The organism is Polyangium jinanense (assembly GCF_028435265.1).
GTDB lineage: Bacteria > Myxococcota_A > Polyangia > Polyangiales > Polyangiaceae > Polyangium > Polyangium jinanense.
In genome coordinates this window covers 58,737-77,363 of sequence record NZ_JAGTJK010000008.1, presented here as the reverse complement: position 1 = coordinate 77,363, position 18,627 = coordinate 58,737, and the positions used below count along the sequence as shown (strand labels likewise).

Sequence of the window (18,627 nt, the reverse complement as noted above, 5' to 3'; positions counted from 1 at the left end):
CCGCTCGCGCCTACGCCGCCTTCGCCACGGGCCGGGCCTTCGCGAAGAGCTCGATCATCACCCGATTGAAGGCGGGGATATCGTCCGGCTTGCGACTCGTCACGAGCTGGCTGTCGTTCACCACCTCCCGATCGACCCACGTCGCGCCTGCATTCACGAGGTCCGTCCGGATGGACGGCCACGATGTCACCTGCCGGCCGCGCACCACGTTCGCCTCCACCAGCATCCATGGCCCGTGGCAAATGGCCGCGACGGGCTTTCCGGTATCGAAGAACGTGCGCACGAACTGAACGGCCTCAAAGTTCATCCGCAGCTTGTCCGGGTTCATCACCCCGCCGGGCAGGAGCAATGCATCGAAGTTCTCCGGCCCGGCATTCGCGAGCTCCACGTCCACGCCGAACGAATCGCCCCATTGCGTGAAGTTCCAGCCACGCACCTGCCCGCTCACCGGCGACACGATCGCCGTCTGCGCGCCTGCCCTGTCGAGCGCTTGCCGCGGCTCGGTCAGCTCGACCTGCTCGAAGCCGTTTTCCACCAGAATGGCCACCCGCCTGCCCGTCAGCTCGTTTGCCATGACACCCTCCGTTCCACGGCCCCGCGCAAGCAAGGCATCTGCCATGGACGGCGCGGGACGAGCCCACGGGCCCGTCGTCAGAGCTGGAAATTCCCTGCGGCCTCGGGCTGGTAGGGCACGGCGAGCACGCGCAGCCGCTTGGGGCCGGCAGAGGGCATCGGCCACGTGATGCCCTGGCCCACGGAGAGACCGAGCAGCGCCGTTCCAATGGGCGAAAGGATGGACACGCGCCCATCCTCGACACGCGCGTCCCGCGGATACGTGATCACCACCTCGCGACGCTTTTGCGTCACCTCGTCCAGGTACAACACCAGGCTGTTCATCGTCACCACGTCGGGCGGCACGTTCGGCGGCGCGACGAGCCTGGCGCGCGCGAGCTCCCGGTCGAGCGCCTCCGCGGCCGCGCGCCTTTGGCCTTCGAGGTGGAGCTCGACGACCCGGTGAAGGCGCTCTGCATCCTGGGTCGTGATCACGAGGCTCGGAGCGATGGGGAACATGGGCGTGGACCTCTCGGGGCATGAATAAGGAATGCGGACCGGTCATTCGTCCGACTCGTCGTCCTCGCCCTCCTCGACGAGGACCCCGGCGAGCGACCGCAATCCGACGACGCAAGACACGAGGAGCCCGAGCTTCACGAAAAGCACGAGCTCGGGGCGCGTGAGAAAATACGAAAACCTCATCGTCCCCTCCTGATTGAATCGTGGACGAGTGGCATCGCGAGCACGCACGAATGCACCGGGCTCCCGGCGCTCACCGGCGCGCGCGAAACGAGGGCAGGCGATCCGTGACGGCCGAAATCCCGGCCTTCGTGACGCTGCCCCGACTAGGGTTCGGCGCGCTCGGGCGGAGGGCCCCTCGCCAGATCAGGCGCGCGCCGCTCGGTCGCCGAGCGCCTCGGATCGAGCCGATCGGCGGCCTTCACGTGCTTCGCGCGGCTCATGCCACGCCCGAACATCAGGAGGCCTGGATCTGGAGGCTCGTTCACGTCGCAGCCGCTCACGATTCGCGCTGCGGAACTTTTCCCCGGGGTCCTCTTCATGGCGGCCGACGCTCGTTCCTCACCTTCGGAGACGAGGGCGAGAAAGGCAAGCGTAAAGATTTCGCCGCCCGTTATGGAGCGCGCTCTTCATTCGCCCCGCCATTGCGTCGACGGTCGCGTCATTCCGTCCGGGCGACCCGGTCCATCCCATCTGGTCACCCGGCTCCGAAGCCCGTACGATTTTTTGTCATCAGCCTGCGGCCCCTCTCGTTGGTCGGGCGGAGGCACCGATGACCCTGTCACTCTTCTCCCGCAACGCCCCCTCGTCCCCGAACCTCGCCCCGGCCGCGCCCTCGAACGGCGCGCGCCTCGTCACGACCGACGGCCGCGTCCTCCCTCTCCGCGGCACCACCCTCCAGGCCGACGCCCAAGGCGGCATCGCGCGTGTCATCCTCGAGCAGCGCTTCGCCAACCCGTACGAAGAACCCCTCGCGGTCACCTACAGCCTCCCGCTCCCGGAAGGCGGCGCCGTCAGCGCCTTCTCCTTCCGCATCGGCGATCAGCGCATCGTCGGCGACGTCCGCGGCCGCGCCGAAGCACGCGAGCGGTACGAGCGCGCCCTCGTCGAGGGCAAGAGCGCCGCGCTGCTCGAACAGGACCGGTCGAGCCTCTTCACCCAGGAGATCGGCAACATCCCGCCCGGCGCCGAGCTCGTCGCCGAGATCGTCATCGACCAACGCCTCGCCTGGCTCGACGAGGGCGCCTGGGAGTGGCGCTTCCCCACCGTCGTCGCGCCCCGTTACCTCGGCGAAGAGGGCCGCGTCCCCGACGCCGCGCGCATCACGCAGGACGTCGCCGACGGCCCCCTGCCCGCGCGCCTCGGCCTCACGTGCCTCATCCACGACACGCTCGCCGCGGGCAAGCGGCCCGAGTCCCCCTCGCACGCCCTCGAAATCAGCGGCGACCCGAAGCAGGGCATCGTCGTGAACCTCGGCGCCCGCGCCGGCGCGCGCCTCGATCGTGACCTCGTCGTCCGCTGGAGCATCGCCACGCCCAAGGTCGGCCTCTCGCTCGACACCTCGCGCCGCGCAGGCGACGCCGCGCAAATGGCCCACGGCCTGCTCACCATCGTCCCGCCCGTGGCCTCGCCCTCGCTCCGTCCCGTCACGCGGGATCTCGTGGTCCTGCTCGACACGAGCGGCTCCATGCATGGCGAGCCGCTCGATCAGGCCCGCCGCGTCGTCGCGGCCCTCATCGACACGCTCCACGACGACGACCAGCTCGAGCTCATCGAATTCTCGAGCGCGCCGCGGCGCTGGAACGACGCGCCCGTCCGCGCGACCGACCTTGCCAAGCGCGAGGCCCTCGCCTGGCTCCGGGCGCTCCGCGCGTCCGGCGGCACCGAGATGCGCGCCGGCATCCTCGAAGCGCTGCGCACGCTCCGGCCCGACGCGCAGCGGCAGGTCGTCCTCGTGACCGACGGCCACATCGGCTTCGAGACCGAGGTGCTCCGGGCGATTTTCGACCGCCTGCCGGCCTCGTCGCGCCTGCACACGGTGGGCGTGGGCTCGGCTGTGAACCGCTCGCTCACCGCGCCGGCCGCGCGCGCGGGACGCGGGATCGAGGTCGTGATCGGCCTCGGCGAGGACCCGGAGCGGGCCGCCGCGCGCCTCGTCGCGCGCACCGCGGCGCCGGTGCTCGTGAACCTCGACATCTCGGGCTCGGCGCTCGTCGAGCACGCGCCTCTGCGCCTGCCGGATCTCTTCGCGGGCGCGCCGGTCCTCGTCGCGCTCGCGCTCCGCCCCGAGGGAGGCAGCCTCCTCGTCCGCGGACAGACCCGCGAAGGAACCTGGGAAAAGCGCCTCGACGTCCCCGCCATCGAAGCCGGCGACGACAGCCCGGCAGCGGCGCTTTTCGGCCGCGAGAAGGTCGAGGACCTCGAGCTCGCCCTGGCCCGCGGCGGCGATCGGCGCACCCTCGACGACGCCATCGAGCGCATCGGACTCGATTTCAAGATCGCCACGCGCCTGACCTCGTGGATCGCGGTCACCGAGCAGGTGACGGTGGATCCCGACGACGCGCTCCGGCGCGAGCGCATGCCCCACGAATTGCCGCACGGCATGTCGGCGGAGGGCCTCGGGCTGCGGCCAGCGCGCGCGGCCGCGGGCGGAAAGACGAAAGGGAAGATCGACCTCAAAGCGCGGCTCGGCAAGACAGCGCCCGAGGCGAAGCTCGACCCGACGGATGATCTGATCGCGGGCCCGGCCCCCTCGCTCCCGCTGCCGGCCATGGCCGCGCCTCGCAATCTTCCTGCGTCGGCCCCGCGTCCGGCGACCCCGGTGATCCCGCAGAACAACATGCCGGAGCCGTCCCCCCTCGTGGATACGCAGCTCGCGCTAGCGACCGCGCCCAAGAAACACGCCTCACGCCTTCCCGTCGTCCTCCTCGTGCTCCTTTTGCTCGCGCTCCTCGCCGGCTTGCTTTACGCCTTCCGCAAGCCCGCGGCGCCGCCCGACTCGCCGGGCAAGCACGGCCTCTTGCCTGCGCCCGTCACCTCCATCGCCCCCGCGTGATGCTCGATCTCGACGTCCACCTCCCCGCCATCGCCGCCGGCGACGCCGACGCCTTCGGGCGCTGGATCGCCGGCGCCGAGGGCCGCGTGCGTGACAGCCTCCGGCCCTACGCGACCCGCGTCGACACCGAGGCCGTCCTCCAGGAAACCCTCCTCCGCGTCTGGCAAGTCGCGCCGCGCCACGCAGCGGACGGCCGCCCCAACAGCCTCGTCCGCCTCGCCATCCGCATCGGCCGAAACCTCTGCATCGACGACCTCCGCCGCGCCCGCCTCGCGCCGGTCGAAGACGACGACCTCGACGAAACCCGCCTCGAGACCTTCGAGCCCCGCGCCCCCGACCCGCTCCTGCGCAAGCTCATCGCGCATTGCCACGAAAAACTCCCCGACAAGCCCGCCGAGGTCCTCGGGGCCCGCCTCGCGAGCGGAGGCGCCGAGCCTGACGAGACACTCGCCGAGCGGCTCGGGATGCGCATCAACACGTTCCTCCAGAACTTCACCCGCGCGCGCAAATTGCTCGCCGAGTGCCTGGAGAAGCACCACGTCAACCTGGAGGCAGAGCTCCGATGAGCGGCAACCCGGGCGACGACCGAGACGCGCTGATCGAGGCCCTCGCCGGCGCCTACCGGGCCCGCGGCCCACTCGGCGAGGTGCGAACCCACCCGGCCTTTCACGACCTCGACGAGGCGGGCCGGGCCGAAGCATTCGAGCTCGCGCGCAGGCAACGTGTCGTGGAGGCGGCGCTCGATCCGGACGGCCTCTCGACCACGGCGCGGGCCGTGCTCGCGCGGATCCGCGGCGGCTAGGACATCGATCCAAGCAGACGAACTCGTCCCGCCCGGCGCGTGCATGATACCGTCGCGCCATGCACGACGTCCGTTCCACCCCGAAGGATCGCCGGAGCACGGCCCGCCGCGCCGTGGCCCTCCTCGTCACCGGCTTTGCCATCGTCGCTTGCGGCGGCAACGCGAACTACCCCGACCGGCCCGACGTCACCACCGCGCAGGCCGCGTGGTGCGACGCCCTCGCCAAGTCCGAGGGCCCGGGCGGCGCCTGGGATCGCATGACCGAGTGCCGCACGGCCTCCCCCACCGCCTCAGCAGCCTACATCCGCGTCATGACGAAGTGCTACTTCGAGCGCGTCGAGGAGGCCAAGGCGTCCGGCGATCCCGCCGCCGCCGATCGCGCCCTCCTCCTCTCCGAGTGCAACGACAAGGCCCTCGTCGATCTCCCGATGAGCGGCCCCGGCGTCGACGAGGTCATCGACGCTCGCTGCAACCGCGCCACGCGCTGCGAGAAGGTCGAGTTCGCCGAGTGCAAGGCCGCCATGAAGCGCCTCGAGCCCGCGCAGCAGGCCATGTTCACCACGCGGTACAACGCCTCCGCGCTCCACGACATCGCGAGTTGCCTAGGCGGCGGCTGCGGCGACAACGAGGAGCAAGCCCAGGCCGATTGTTACAAGGGCGCCGAGGACAAGCTCCTCTGGTTCCCGTGATCCCTCGAACCTGATAGGTTGGTCCCACCATGAAATCAGCGCTCGCATTGCAGCCACAGCCTCGTCGTGCGGCGATCCTCCGCGCGCTCTTCGCCGCCCTCGCGCTCGCATTCGTGCTCTTCGCGCCGACCGACGCGCGCGCCGCAGGCACCGTCGCCCTCGCCACGCGCGAGCCCGAGGAGGTCAACGGCAAGTGGAAGCTGAACTTCACCATCAACTACGGGGCAAAGCCGGACATCGCGTACATCCCGATGATCTTCAGCTTCACGCCCACCGTGCTCTACGAGCGCTCGCTCACGGACCAGTCCCCCGAGCGCCCGCTGCTCACAAAGCTCCCGCTGAAGAACCAGCCGAGCATCAACGAGAGCATGGACGTCGGTTTCTCCGACGCGAGCGGCAAGGTCTTCAACATCACGAAGTTCGACTTCGTGATCCGTCGTGACAAGGGCTTCGAGGCCGGCGAATACGACCTCAAGATCACCCGCCAGACCGACGGCGCCCAGATGGGCCAGACCATCAAGCTCATCCTGAAGGGCGACAACCCCGTCGTCGATCGTCGCGCCATCGTCTTCGCAGGCGAAAAGAAGAAGAAGCCCACCGAGGAGAAGAAGGACGACGCCTCGGCCGAAAAGAAGGAAGGCGAGCCCGCCGCCGCCGCCGCCGAGGCGCCCACGGAGCCCGCAGCCACGGGCGAGACGCCCACCGAGGCGCCCCCCGCCGAAGCCCCCAAGCAAGGTGGCTGCGGCTGCCGCGTCGCCGGCCTCCCCGCCCCCTCCTCCGGCGCGCCCCTCGCAGCCCTGCTCCTCGGCGCCGCCTTCGCGCTTCGCCGCCGCACCTCCCGCTGACGGGGGCCGTTGCGCTGGGGCGTTGCCCCAGGCCCCACCAGGGGCTCTCCGCCCCTGGACCTGGACCAGCGCAAGCGCTGGACCCGGGGTCGATGAACTGCGCGATGCGCAGTTCATCGAACAGGCCGAGTCAAGACCACCCACCACCCTGCCAAGCAAGACAGCCGCGCTGCCCTGTCGATGGGCGACGCGGTCCAACGGGCCCGTTGGAAGAACTGCGCGAAGCGCAGTTCTTCCACCACGAGTCCAGCGCTTGCGCTGGTTCGGGTCGAGGGGCGAACAGCCCCCGCGGGGTCCGGGGCAGCGCCCCGGCGCGACGGCTCTGCTCGGCGTACTGGCCCTCTCCGCCGGAAAATTGCCACTTCGCCCTGCAGAGCTCCTCCGCTCAGTGGTATCTTGCGGCTTCTCGCCCGCCAGGCACGGCCGGCGACCCACACCGGGAGATGGGCATGCGCGGACGCTTTGCATTCCTTGGTATCGTGAGCTCGCTCGGCGCGGCGATGTTCGCTTATGGCTGCGGCGCCACCAGCTCGAACAATGGAGGCGACGGCGGCGACGCCGGCGACTGGGGCAGCACCAGCACCAGTCAGGGGGGAGGGGGCGGCGAAGGCGGCTGTCTCTTCAACTGCGGCTCGGGCGGCAATGGGGGCGACCCGAACGTCCAGGCGCTCATCATCACGCCCCTCAACCCCACGCTGAACGTCATCGACCTCAACAAGCCGACCCAGATCTTCACCGTGAAGACCCAGGCTGGCCAGGACGTGACGAACCTCGTCTCGTGGGTCTACGAGCGGCCGGACATCGGCGACATGACCGGCGCGACCTTCATGCCGACCGGCAATGTTGGCGGCACCGGCGTCCTCACGGCGAAGCTCAGCAACGCCGTGGCGAACACCAACGTCACGGTCAACGTCAAGAAGACCGTCAACGGGGCGGGCCTCGATCCTGCGCAGCAGGCGGCCTTCGACAACCCCATCGGCCCTGACCCGGGCATGTCGATCGTCTACCCGTACCACGACACCGTCTTCCCGCTCGGCGTCCTCGCGCCCGAGATGCAGTGGAACGGCGCCTCCGGCACCGAGATCTACCGCCTCAAGATCACCGAGAAGCACATGGAGTACGTCTCGTACTTCCAGACCGGCGCGCCGGCTCGGTATCTGATGGACCAGAAAGACTGGGAGTACATCGGCTCCTCCGGCACGGGCGCGCAGAGCGACCCGATCATGGTGCAGCTCTCGCGCCTCGCGCCCGGCGGCGGCGCGTATGCGCCCACGAGCCAGGTCTGGCACGTCGCGCAGGGCCGCGTCCGCGGCGCCGTGTATTACTGGGAGCTGCCCGGCGCCTGCGGCGGCAATTCGAACGGCCGCATCCTCAAGATCAAGCCCGACTCCGCCACGCCCGAGGAGTTCTTCAACCCCGGCGGCTGCTGGGGCTGCCACAGCGTCAGCCGTGACGGCAAGACGATGATGGCCACGCTCGACACGGGCTCGCCCTTCCCGCAGATCACGGTCGACCTCACGCAGGTCCCGGCGCAATACGGCGCGATCCCGCCCGGCTCTGGCCTCGGCGGCACGTTCAGCGCCTTCAACCACACGAGTGACAAGATCCTCGTCAGCAACGACGCGGCCTTGAACCCGAGCAACGCCATCCTGCGCATCGTCAACGCGGCCGGCGGCGCCGTGCTCAACAGCAACGCCATGGGCACCGGCTGCGGCGAGCCGGCGTGGTCGCCGGACGGGAACAAGGTCGCGGCCATCTGTGGCCTCGGCGGCGGCGGCTGGGTCTTCGACGCGTCGAGCGGCTACCTCGCCGCGGGCGACGTCGCGGCCGACGGCGTCACGGTCAGCAACGTCCAGCCCATCGTCTCGCAGGCCGCGGGCAGCGGACGCCCGGCGTACCCGAGCTTCACGTCCGACAGCCAGTATATCGCGTTCGGCCGCCCCACGTCCGGCTCGCGCTCGACGGGCAACGGCGACCTCTGGCTCGTCAAGCCCGACGGCACGGAGCTGAAGAAGCTCGCCATCGCCTCCAGCGACAACAAGAGCTTCAACCCGGTCTTCGCGCCGCAGCGCGCGGGCGGGTATTACTGGCTCGTCTTCATCTCGCGCCGCGACTACGGCAACACGCTGGTCAACACGAACCGCCAGCAGCTCTGGATGACGGCGATCGACGACCCGCCGACGGCGGGTGATCCCTCGCATCCGCCCTTCTACATGCGCGGGCAGGAGGGCTGCGGCCTCTCCGAGAACGCGTACATGGCGCCGGAGCCTTGCAAGGAGCAGGGCGAGACCTGCGTCACGGGCGCCGACTGCTGCCTCGGCCAGTGCGTCAAGGACCCGGCGAGCGGCGCGTACGTCTGCGGCGAGCCCCCGCCGCCAGGCTCCTGCTCCGAGACCGGCAACGCCTGCACCACGAAGGCCGACTGCTGCAACCCGGCCGACGAGTGCATCGACGGGTTCTGCGCGCAGAAGCCCCCGAAGTGACCTCCCCCTCCCCCTCCCTCCCTCTCCGCGCGGCGGAGTAGGGAGGGGGCTCCCGCTTGTCATCCCTGTGCCCGATCGATCGGGCGTCGACGTTCTCACGATCACCCCCGCGTGCGATCGATCGGGCGTCGGGGTAGTCGCCTTCATCCCCACGCCCTGTCGACAGCGCGTCGGGGTAGTCGCCTTCATCCCCCTGCCCTGTCGACAGCGCGTCGACGTAGTCCCCTTCATCCCCCCTGCCCTGTCGACAGCGCGTCGGGGTAGTCGCCTTCATCCCCCCTGCCCGATCGACAGCGCGTCGACGTAGTCCCCTTCATCCCCGCGCCCGATCGACAGCGCGTCGGCATGGTCGCCTTCATCTCTGCGCCCTGTCGACCGGACTTCGGGGTGATGCCCTTGCCTCGCCGGAGGTATGTCCATAACGACCGACAATCCACGCTCATCCTCGTTCGCACGAAACGATTGGACGTCGCCCTCCCCTGGCTTCACGAATCCCCTTCGGGGAGGTCACATCATGAGCGATATCCAAGAAAGCCCCTTCGCGGGCCGCATCCACGGAATCGATCACCTCACGTTGCCCGTCGGCGATCTCGCGGTCGCCGAACGTTTCTACGTCGGCCTCCTCGGCGCGAAGGTCCTCATGCGCGTCACCCCCGAGCTCCTCGCCTCGCTCGGCCGCACAGGTGACGCCGCGCGCAGCACCCACATCACGATCCAGCTCGGCACGGCTCGGATCGACCTCTTCCCGCAGGGCCACGGCTGGCCGGCGGCCACGCAGGACCACCCGCACATCGCCTTCGCCGTCGCGGCCGAGGACATGGTCCCGATGAAAAACGCCCTCGAAGCGAACGGCGTCGCCACCGAAGGGCCGCGCCGGCTCGGCTCACCCGGACAGGCGTCCCTCTATTTCTACGATCCCTTTGGCAATCACCTCGAGCTCACCTGCATGGGCTTCCCCGGCGACCTCCCCACCGGGGCCCCCGACCTGCACGAGCTCGCGCGGCGCGCCGGCCGCGCCTGAGCGGCGCCCTCGTTTCCCGAGCAGCCGGTCGCACGCCGCGGGGAGCACGATCCTTCGTCTCTGGCATACTCCGCCCGTGCAACCCACCATCCTCCTCTTCGACATCGACGGCACCCTCATCGACACGGGCGGGGCAGGCCGTCGCTCCATGGAGCGCGCCTTCGAGTGCGTCACCGGCCGGGCCGATGCGTGCGCGCACTTCTCCTTCGACGGCATGACCGATCGCGCCATCGTCCGCCGTGGTCTCGACGCCGTCGGGGCGAGCGCCGACGAACCCTCGATCGACCGCGTCCTCGAAGCCTACCTCGAAGCCCTCGTCGCCGAGGTCGCCGCCTCCACCGGCTACGTCACCCACCCCGGCATCGACCACGTCCTCGATCGAGCCGCTCGTGTTCCTCACATCGCGCTCGGCCTCGGCACGGGCAATGTTCGGGACGGCGCCCGTATCAAGCTCGACCGCGCGAGCCTCTTCGATCGTTTCTCCTTCGGCGGATTCGGCTGCGACGCCGAGGAACGCGCCCGGATCCTCGATGCCGGCGCCCGGCGCGGCGCCGAGCAGCTCGGCAGGGACCGGGGCGATTGCCGCGTCGTCGTCATCGGCGACACGCCCAAGGACATCGCGGCGGCGCATGCCATCGGCGCCGAGTCGCTCGCCGTCGGCACGGGCAGGTTCGTCCCGGGAGAACTCGCGAAGGCCGGCGCCACGTTCGTCTGCGACAATCTTCTTTCGCCGGGCGCCTTCGCAATGCTCTTCCCCGACGCCTAGTTTCCGGATTATACCGGGCAAAACCTCGGAGCCCGGTCCATGAAACTACGCCCCTACGCCTCCCTCGCCCTCACCTTCCCGCTCGCGTTCGCCGCCGCCGCCGTCGTCGCGTGTAATTCCGAGCCACCCCCGCCCACGTCGACCCAGGCCCCGACGGCCAAGCCGGGGCAAACCCAGGCGCCCGCGGCCGAGAAGCCGCCCACGGCCGAGGAGGCGCACGGGTTCACCCTCCGTGTCAACGACGACCTGAAGAAACTCTGGACCGCCTCGGCACGCGCGGCCTGGGTGAACAAGACGTACATCACGGACGATACGACGGCGCTCTCGGCGGCAGCCGAGGAAGCGAACATGGAATACCTCGGCACGGCGATCACGGGCGCGACCCGGTTCGACGGCCTGAAGCTCGACGAGCCCGTCGCGCGGCAGCTCAAGCTCATCAAGCTGTCGAGCACGCTGCCCGCGCCGCCGGACCCGAAGAAGCGCGCCGAGCTCGCGCAGATCGCCGTCTCGATGGAGGCCGATTACGGCAAGGGCAAATACTGCCCGCCGCGGCTCGAGGGCAAATGCCTGAACCTCGACGAGCTGTCGAACATCATGGGGAAGAGCCGCAAGTACGACGAGCTGCTCGACGCCTGGACGGGCTGGCATTCGATCGCGCCGCCGATCAAGGAGCGGTACACGCGTTACGCCGAGCTCGGCAACGAGGGCGCGCGCTCGATTGGCTTCAAGGACATGGGCGCGCTCTGGCGGGCCGGCTACGACATGACGCCCGAGGCCTTCGAGGCCGACACCGAGCGCCTGTGGACCCAGGTCAAACCGCTCTACGACGAGCTGCATTGCCTCGTCCGCGGGAAGCTCCGCAAGCTCTACGGCGAGGACAAGATCGGCGCAAAGGCCCCGATCCCGGCGCACCTGCTCGGCAACATGTGGGCGCAGGACTGGTCGAACCTCTACGACCTGGTCACGCCGTACCCGAAGGAAGCGTCGATCGACGTGACGAAGGCGCTCGTCGACAAGAAGGTGGACGCGATTGAAATGGTGAAGATGGGCGAGCGATTCTTCACGTCGCTCGGCCTCGAATCCTTGCCGAAGACGTTCTGGGAGCGCTCCATGTTCGTGCGCCCGCGCGACCGGGAGGTCGTCTGCCACGCGAGCGCCTGGGACGTCACGTACGCCGGCGACATTCGCATCAAGATGTGCATCGAGCCGAAGGAGGAGGATTTCATCACCATCCACCACGAGCTCGGCCACAACTATTACTACGTCTACTACCACACGCTGCCGGTCCTCTTCCAATCGGGCGCGAACGACGGCTTCCACGAGGGCATCGGCGATACGATCGCGCTCAGCGTGACGCCTGGGTATCTGAAGACGATCGGTCTGCTCAAGGACGCCCCGGAGAACCCGAAAGCGGAGACGAACTTCCTGATGAAGCAGGCGCTCGCGAAGATCGCCTTCCTGCCGTTCGGGAAGCTCATCGATCAATGGCGCTGGGACGTCTTCGCGGGCAAGACGCCGCCGGACAAGTACAACGAGGCGTGGTGGAATCTGCGCCAGAAATACCAAGGCGTCGCGGCGCCGGTGCCGCGGAGCGAAAAGGATTTCGACCCCGGCGCGAAGTTCCACGTCCCCGGCGGGACGCCCTACACGCGATATTTCCTGGCGCACATCTACCAGTTCCAGTTCCACCGCGCGCTCTGCAAGGCGGCCGGTCACACGGGCCCGCTGCACACGTGCTCGATTTACGGCAACAAGGCAGCCGGCGACAAGCTCAAGGCCATGCTGGCGATGGGCGCGAGCAAGCCCTGGCCAGAGGCAATGAAGGCAATCTCCGGCGAGACCCAGGGCGACGCAAGCGCGATCCTCGAATACTTCGAGCCGCTGCGGAAGTGGATCCGCGAGGAGAGCAAGGGCGAGACCTGCGGCTGGTGAGGGGGCGGAGCGGGGCTTTGCCCCGCACCCCAGCAGGGGGCTGTCCGCCCCCTGCACCCCGGACCAGGCACGGCCTGGACCGAGGGCCGAGAAACCGCGCGATGCGCGGTTTCTCGGACGGGACTGTGGCAAGACCATGAGCGGTGTTGCCAGCCGAGGCGGCGGCGCTGCGGTCTTGACTGGCAAGGTCGCTCGCCGGTCTTGCCTCGGCCTGTTCGATGAACTGCGCATCGCGCAGTTCATCGACCCCGGGTCCAGCGCTTGCGCTGGTCCGGGTCCAGGGGTGGACAACCCCTGGTCGGGGCCCGGGGTGAAACCCCGGCGCTACGCCCTCAGAACAGCAGCCCGCACAGCTGATCGCCTGGGCAGCACACGTCGAGCCCGCCGCCGATCTGGTCCGTGTGTGCGCAGACGCGCGACCCCTTGCTCGGGTAGTAGTAGGCCCAGAAGAAGCACATCTCGTCGTTTGCCGACTCTCCGAAGCCGACCTGCTCGTTGCTCTGGTTGTCCCAGGAGCACGTGAATCGGAAGCCACCGCCCTCGGGAATCTGGAACGGCGGGTCGTGAACCACTGTCGGCGGCTCGCTCCAGATCCAGCCATCCACCTCGTAGACCTTCGTATCTGGCCCGTTTGCTGACGGCGCCGACGCCACGGTCACGTTCTTGCCCCATTGATGCGTGTGCCCCGTGATCCCGAAGAACTTCGAGCCGACGAGGTCCGAGGGCAGCTTCATGAACGTCGGCCCGAGTGTTGCTGTCGAATGCGGCGCGATGTTGATGTCGGGGTTTCCGATGAAGAGGAAATCGGCCTCGTCCTTGAAGTCTGCTTCCTTCATCGTGTAGAACGTCGACGTCGCCCCCACCTCGATCTCCGCCAGCGATGCGTTGAGGTAATGCATCTCGAGCCGCACCATCTGGTTCGGCTGCATCGTGAAGGCCACGCCGTCCGGCAGCGTCAGCGTATCCTCGTGCTTCTGCGTGATCATCACCGGCGCGCCCTTCGACGGGTCGAGCGTGTCGGCGAAGGGCTGGCAATCGAACGGCTCGAGCTGCTCCACCGTGTCGTTCGTCCGGTACACGATGAGGTGGTGCGAGCCTGTGGGCAGGACGTTTTGGATCCGGTGAACCCGCACGAGCTCGTCGTTCCCGAGCCGCTTCACCACGCATTGCGTCCGCTCCGTCCCGGCGGGCACCTTCACGGGGTCGAACGTCACGGTATAGGACTTCTCGCTCACGCTGCCGCCGCCGCTCCCGCCGCTGCCTCCGCTCCCACCGCTGCCCCCGCTCCCACCGCTTCCGCCCGATCCACCGGGCCCAGCGGGCCCTGCCCCCAGGTCGACGTTCCCGGAGCTCGAGCAACCGACCATTGCCAAAGAAATGGCGACCACGGGAAGAAGCATTCTCATGGGAATCTCGCTTTCATCACGGCAAGAAGCGCGCGTGAAGGCGAACATAGCCCGCCACCGATGGCGGCGTCCATGCTTTTCGCGGGGACGCACCGACTTCCGCAATGGTCACAATTTTAGAAAAAAAGCCCCTCTCCCGCGAGGGAGAGGGGTTGGGGTGAGGGAGTCTCTCCGTGAGGATCAGGCTCGCGCCGCCCGGCGACGACGCCGGAAGGGCACGAGCAGGGCCGCGAAGAGCGCGCCGAAGAGGCCGAGCGACGTCTTCGTGTCGCTCTCGCCCGCCACGCTGCAGTCGCAGCCGCCCTCGACGTTCTCGCCGCCGCTGGCCGCGCCGCCCGCGCCGCCCGCGCCGCCCGCGCCGCCTTCGCCGTTCGACTCCACCCTGCAGTTTGCGTCGCAGCCGTCGCCGTCCGTCGTGTTGCCGTCGTCGCACTGCTCGCCGTCGGTCTCGACGCCATTGCCGCAGCCTGTCGCCGTGCAGTTTGCGTCGCAGCCGTCGCCGTCGACCTCGTTGCCGTCGTCGCAGTCCTCGCCGTCGGTCACGATGCCGTTGCCGCACGCCGTCGACTTGCACGTCGTGTCGCAGCCGTCGCCGTCGACCTCGTTGCCGTCGTCGCACTCCTCGCCGAGCGTCTGGATGCCGTTGCCGCACGCCGTGACCGAGCAGTCCGAATCGCAGCCGTCGCCGTCGCTCTTGTTGCCGTCGTCGCAGGCCTCACCCTCGTTGACGATCGCATTGCCGCAGTCGGGCAGCTTGCAGTTCGAATCGCAGCCATCGCCATCGATCGTGTTGCCGTCGTCGCACTCCTCCGGCGCCGTCTCGATGCCGTTGCCGCAGACGCTCGGCGTGCAGTTCGAATCGCAGCCGTCGCCATCTGCCGTATTGCCGTCCTCGCAGACCTCGCCGTCCGTGAGCACGCCGTTGCCGCAGGCCGTCGCCGTGCAGTTCACGTCGCAGCCGTCGCCGTTCGTGTCGTTGCCGTCGTCGCACGTCTCGCCGACGCCGACGAACCCATTGCCGCAGCTCGGGTTGAGGCAGTTGCCGTCGCAGCCGTCGCCGCCCACGGTGTTGCCGTCGTCGCAGAGCTCGCCGCCCGTCACGATGCCATTGCCGCAGCTCGTCGGCGTGCAGTTCGCGTCGCAGCCGTCACCGTTTGCCGTGTTGCCGTCGTCGCACGTCTCGCCGCCGGCGACCACGTCGTTGCCGCAGGCGGTCGGGGTACAGTTCACGTCACACCCGTCGCCGCTGTCCGCGTTGCCGTCGTCGCACGTCTCGCCGTCCGTCACCACGCCGTTGCCGCAGGCGGTCGGGGTACAGTTCAGGTCACACCCGTCGCCGCTGTCCGTGTTGCCGTCGTCGCACGCCTCGCCGTCCGTCACGACGCCGTTGCCGCAGGCTGTGATCGTGCAGTTCGAATCGCAGCCGTCGCCGCTGTCCGTGTTGCCGTCGTCGCACGTCTCGCCGGCGTGGGCCTCGGCCAGGCCGTCGCCGCAGAAGCCGACGTCGAGCGTCATGAGGATGTGCATGTCCCCAAAGCCGGCCACCGCGAGATCCGTGATCTCGTCGAGGCCGTACATGGCGCAGGCCTCCGCGCGGATGTAGCTCGGCGCCGACTGCCCGGCGGCATTCGAGCCGATGTAGAAGGAGGTGCCGGTCGGCTGGCCATCCAGCGCGTTGATCTCGACGACGATCTGGTCCTGCGTATCGAAGGAGAGGTTCGGATTCAGGGGGACGGTGATCAGCGACGTCTGCTGATTCGGGACCGTCACGGGGACGGCCGAGCCGAACGGGACGAGGTTCGCCAGCAGCATCGTCGAGCTGAGCGTGTAGAACTTGACCAAGATCTCCTGCTTCGGGCCGCCGGTCACACCTTGGACACCGAACTGCACGCTGCGAATCGCACTCGCTGGAATGCCGAGGCCATACAGATCGAACGCTCGATAAAAGGAGTTTTCGGTCGTGCCGGTGGGGTCACCGCAGGCCACCGAGTTATTCGGAGCGACCGTGTTGGGATCGGTGTTTTGCGTGATGGGCTCGGCGCCGGCGACACTCGAGAGGCCGAGCAGCGCGCCGACACACATCACCCCGAAGAAACCTCGCTTGATCATCATACCCTCCACGCCTCCTCGACGGCCGACGTCGCAAGCGTCCCCCGCACCCGCCGCTCATGCGGCGAGAGACGAGACTTCCGGGACTCGGGCCAGAGGATGGTCAAATATTGCCGGGCAAACGATCATGGATCCGATCCCGCGGCAAGACCCGAGTGCGTGCAGGGCAAACTTTTCCCGCAGGACGAACCGCGCCGGTGACTCAGCCCAGCGCGATCTGCGCCGCGTGCTCGAGCCCCGTGCGCTGTGCCTGTACGCTGTCGAAGAGCGCCAATTGCCCTTTGCCACGCACCAGGTTGTGCTCGCCCCGGGCCGGGAATCGCCGCGCGTCGAAGCCGAAGTACACCTCGCGCAGCGCGTCCGCGAGAAACCGCGCCGAGAGCTCCAGGCATATCGTCGCGAGCCCGGAAACGATCGCCCCCGCCTCCTCGGCCGACACGAGCCCCGAGCCACGCGCGATCTCGCCGTACCCCGCGAGCGCCGCGCCGAACGTATCCGCGTCGATCGCCACGTGATCCACGTTCTCGCCCGCCGGGTTACACCAGGACCGGAGCGCATCGCCCATCTCGAAAGGCCAGATCATCTGGCCGAGCGTGTCCAGATCCACGAGACACACGGCCTGTTCGCCCTGGAACATGAGATTCGATATTTTGAGATCTCCATGCACGTGCCGAAGCGGGAGCTTCGAGAGATCCGGAAGCCGGGCGGCCTCGGCGAGCAGGCGCCGCGCGAGCGGCTCGACCTCGCCGAACAGCCGATGCCCTGCGTGCGCGTCGAGCGCGGCTTCCAGCGTGGCGAGGTGCTTCTTCGTATCGTGCACCCCCGCCCGCACGTGCCGGTAGTCGTGCACGAGATCCGCGACGGCCGCGTGAAACCGCGCCACCATGCGGCCCGCCTCGTGCGCGAAGCTCGGGCCCGACACGCGGTCGTGGCTCTGCCCTTCCACGAACGAAAGGGCCCGCCACGGCCGCCCTTCCTCGTCATCGACCCAGAGCGCGCCGTCGTCCGTGCGCAGAGGCCGCGGCGTCACCAGGCCTTTTCGCGCGAGGTGCGCGGTCACGGCGTCGATGTCCTCGTTCACCACCCCCGCGAACACCGGGTGCAGCCGCTGCACGATCACCTTCCCCGCGCGCCCCTCAACGAGGAACGTGCGGTTGATGAGGCCCCCGCCATGGGGCGCGTGGGGCCGCCCCTCGAGGTCACGATAACGGGCGAGAATCCAGGGCGGAATCGACTCCATCGGCGCGAGGATGCACCGACGGGCGCGTTTTCACAAGAACCGCGCTAGCCCCCGAGCGCCAGGTCGAGATCCTCGATCAGATCCGCGGCCGCCTCGATCCCGACCGAGAGCCGGAGCAGATCCTTCGGCACCGGCGAGCCTTCCCCTTCCACGCTCGCGCGATGCTCGATGAGGCTCTCCACCCCGCCGAGCGACGTCGCGCGTTTCCAGAGCGACACGCGCGACGCGACCCGCACCGCCGCCTCCTCGCCGCCGCGGATCCGCACCGACAGCATCCCGCCGAACCCCCCGTCCATCTGCCGCGCCGCCACCGCGTGCGCCGGGAACGACGACAACCCCGGGTACAACACGGAGAGCACCCGCGGATGTCGCTCGAGGTGCTCGGCAACCGCGAGCGCACTCTTCGACGCCGCCCGCACCCGCAGGAACAACGTCCGCATTCCACGCACGAGTAGCCAGGCCTCGAACGGCCCCGCGATGCTGCCGACTTGCGACCGCGTGACCCGCACGCGCTCCCAGAAATCGCTCGGATGCGCCGCCGTCAAGGTCCCGGCGAGCACGTCGGAGTGACCATTCAGATATTTCGTCGCCGAATGCATCACGAAATCCGCCCCCCATTCGAGCGGCCTCGTCAGCACCGGCGTCGCCGACGTCGAGTCCACGCAGACGAGCGCCCCCGCCGCGTGCGCGAGCCGCGACACCTCGGCGATGTCCGTCACGCCCCAGAGCGGATTTGCGGGCGTCTCCACCCACACGAGCTTCGTCTTGCCCGGCTCGATCGCGGCCGCGACCTTCTCCGGGTTCGACATGTCCACGACCGACACCCGGAGGCCGAACCGCTCCCCCGGGCCACAAATCCAGCTTCGGAGCGACCAGTACATCACCTCCGGCACGACGACGTGATCGCCGGACGAAAGGCTCAGGAACACGGCCGTCGCCGCGGCCATTCCCGAGGCGAACAGCATGCTCTGCGCCCCGCCTTCGAGCGACGTCACCAGCGCCTCGGCCTGATCGAACGTGGGATTGTCGGACCGACCGTAGACTCTGCCCGACCGGTATTGATTGTCCGGGTCTCGCAGGAAGGTCGTCGACGGGTGAATGGGCGCGACGATCGCGCGCGTCTCCGCGTCCACCCAGCCGAGCGCCTGCGCCGCAATGCTCTCCCGGGCGAACGTTCGTCCTGTGGAATCGTGCCGCATGGGCCTCCT

The 18,627-nt window shown here is 68.9% G+C and carries 17 protein-coding genes; 9 read left to right on the top strand and 8 right to left on the bottom strand.

Annotated features, from left to right (window positions below):
• Positions 1 to 10 precede the first annotated feature (10 nt).
• The 4 genes from KEG38_RS18185 to KEG38_RS18170 all read right to left on the bottom strand — a co-directional run bounded on the left by KEG38_RS18185 (position 11) and on the right by KEG38_RS18170 (position 1,613).
• Entirely contained in the window at positions 11 to 574 is a 564-nt protein-coding gene (locus KEG38_RS18185) for a type 1 glutamine amidotransferase domain-containing protein (protein WP_272420965.1), read from the bottom strand.
• 77 nt (positions 575 to 651) lie between these two features.
• Positions 652 to 1,071: a nucleoside diphosphate kinase regulator gene (rnk, locus tag KEG38_RS18180; protein WP_272420964.1), complete on the bottom strand. Its 420-nt coding sequence runs from the start codon at positions 1,069 to 1,071 to the stop codon at positions 652 to 654.
• Positions 1,072 to 1,113: 42 nt separating this feature from the next.
• On the bottom strand, positions 1,114 to 1,254 hold the full coding sequence (locus KEG38_RS18175) for a hypothetical protein (protein WP_272420963.1): 141 nt from the start codon (positions 1,252 to 1,254) through the stop codon (positions 1,114 to 1,116).
• A gap of 143 nt (positions 1,255 to 1,397) precedes the next feature.
• Entirely contained in the window at positions 1,398 to 1,613 is a 216-nt protein-coding gene (locus tag KEG38_RS18170) for a hypothetical protein (protein WP_272420962.1), read from the bottom strand.
• Positions 1,614 to 1,843: 230 nt separating this feature from the next.
• Here KEG38_RS18170 and KEG38_RS18165 point away from each other — a divergent pair, with 230 nt between their 5' ends.
• The 9 genes from KEG38_RS18165 to KEG38_RS18125 all read left to right on the top strand — a co-directional run bounded on the left by KEG38_RS18165 (position 1,844) and on the right by KEG38_RS18125 (position 12,664).
• Complete coding sequence (locus tag KEG38_RS18165; RefSeq protein ID WP_272420961.1) at positions 1,844 to 4,126, top strand: VIT domain-containing protein; 2,283 nt, start codon at positions 1,844 to 1,846, stop codon at positions 4,124 to 4,126.
• Complete coding sequence (locus tag KEG38_RS18160; protein ID WP_272420960.1) at positions 4,123 to 4,692, top strand: RNA polymerase sigma factor; 570 nt, start codon at positions 4,123 to 4,125, stop codon at positions 4,690 to 4,692. Before KEG38_RS18165 ends, KEG38_RS18160 begins: the two co-directional genes overlap by 4 nt.
• A complete protein-coding gene (locus tag KEG38_RS18155) occupies positions 4,689 to 4,928 on the top strand; it encodes a hypothetical protein (protein WP_272420959.1) in 240 nt (79 codons plus the stop codon). The genes KEG38_RS18160 and KEG38_RS18155 overlap by 4 nt, the downstream gene beginning before the upstream one ends.
• Positions 4,929 to 4,987: 59 nt before the next feature.
• The gene (locus KEG38_RS18150; protein ID WP_272420958.1) at positions 4,988 to 5,617 is read left to right on the top strand and encodes a hypothetical protein; all 630 of its coding nucleotides are present in this window, start codon (positions 4,988 to 4,990) and stop codon (positions 5,615 to 5,617) included.
• A 29-nt stretch (positions 5,618 to 5,646) separates the two neighbouring features.
• A complete protein-coding gene (locus KEG38_RS18145) occupies positions 5,647 to 6,462 on the top strand; it encodes an MYXO-CTERM sorting domain-containing protein (RefSeq protein ID WP_272420957.1) in 816 nt (271 codons plus the stop codon).
• Positions 6,463 to 6,911: 449 nt separating this feature from the next.
• Positions 6,912 to 8,945 carry a TolB family protein gene (locus KEG38_RS18140; RefSeq protein ID WP_272420956.1) on the top strand — a complete coding sequence of 678 codons (2,034 nt, stop codon included), beginning with the start codon at positions 6,912 to 6,914 and terminating at the stop codon, positions 8,943 to 8,945.
• Between the two features lie 514 nt (positions 8,946 to 9,459).
• Positions 9,460 to 9,966, top strand: coding sequence for a VOC family protein (locus KEG38_RS18135; protein ID WP_272420955.1), 507 nt, complete (start codon positions 9,460 to 9,462; stop codon positions 9,964 to 9,966).
• Between the two features lie 76 nt (positions 9,967 to 10,042).
• Entirely contained in the window at positions 10,043 to 10,732 is a 690-nt protein-coding gene (locus KEG38_RS18130; RefSeq protein ID WP_272420954.1) for an HAD family hydrolase, read from the top strand.
• A gap of 39 nt (positions 10,733 to 10,771) precedes the next feature.
• Entirely contained in the window at positions 10,772 to 12,664 is a 1,893-nt protein-coding gene (locus KEG38_RS18125; RefSeq protein WP_272420953.1) for a M2 family metallopeptidase, read from the top strand.
• Positions 12,665 to 12,996: 332 nt separating this feature from the next.
• Here the strand turns inward: KEG38_RS18125 and KEG38_RS18120 are convergent, their stop codons facing one another.
• The 4 genes from KEG38_RS18120 to KEG38_RS18105 all read right to left on the bottom strand — a co-directional run bounded on the left by KEG38_RS18120 (position 12,997) and on the right by KEG38_RS18105 (position 18,618).
• Complete coding sequence (locus tag KEG38_RS18120) at positions 12,997 to 14,070, bottom strand: monooxygenase (RefSeq protein ID WP_272420952.1); 1,074 nt, start codon at positions 14,068 to 14,070, stop codon at positions 12,997 to 12,999.
• 180 nt (positions 14,071 to 14,250) lie between these two features.
• Positions 14,251 to 16,182: a DUF4215 domain-containing protein gene (locus KEG38_RS18115; RefSeq protein WP_272420951.1), complete on the bottom strand. Its 1,932-nt coding sequence runs from the start codon at positions 16,180 to 16,182 to the stop codon at positions 14,251 to 14,253.
• 199 nt (positions 16,183 to 16,381) lie between these two features.
• Positions 16,382 to 17,419: a phosphotransferase enzyme family protein gene (locus KEG38_RS18110; protein WP_272420950.1), complete on the bottom strand. Its 1,038-nt coding sequence runs from the start codon at positions 17,417 to 17,419 to the stop codon at positions 16,382 to 16,384.
• Between the two features lie 44 nt (positions 17,420 to 17,463).
• The gene (locus KEG38_RS18105; protein WP_272420949.1) at positions 17,464 to 18,618 is read right to left on the bottom strand and encodes a trans-sulfuration enzyme family protein; all 1,155 of its coding nucleotides are present in this window, start codon (positions 18,616 to 18,618) and stop codon (positions 17,464 to 17,466) included.
• Positions 18,619 to 18,627 lie beyond the last annotated feature (9 nt).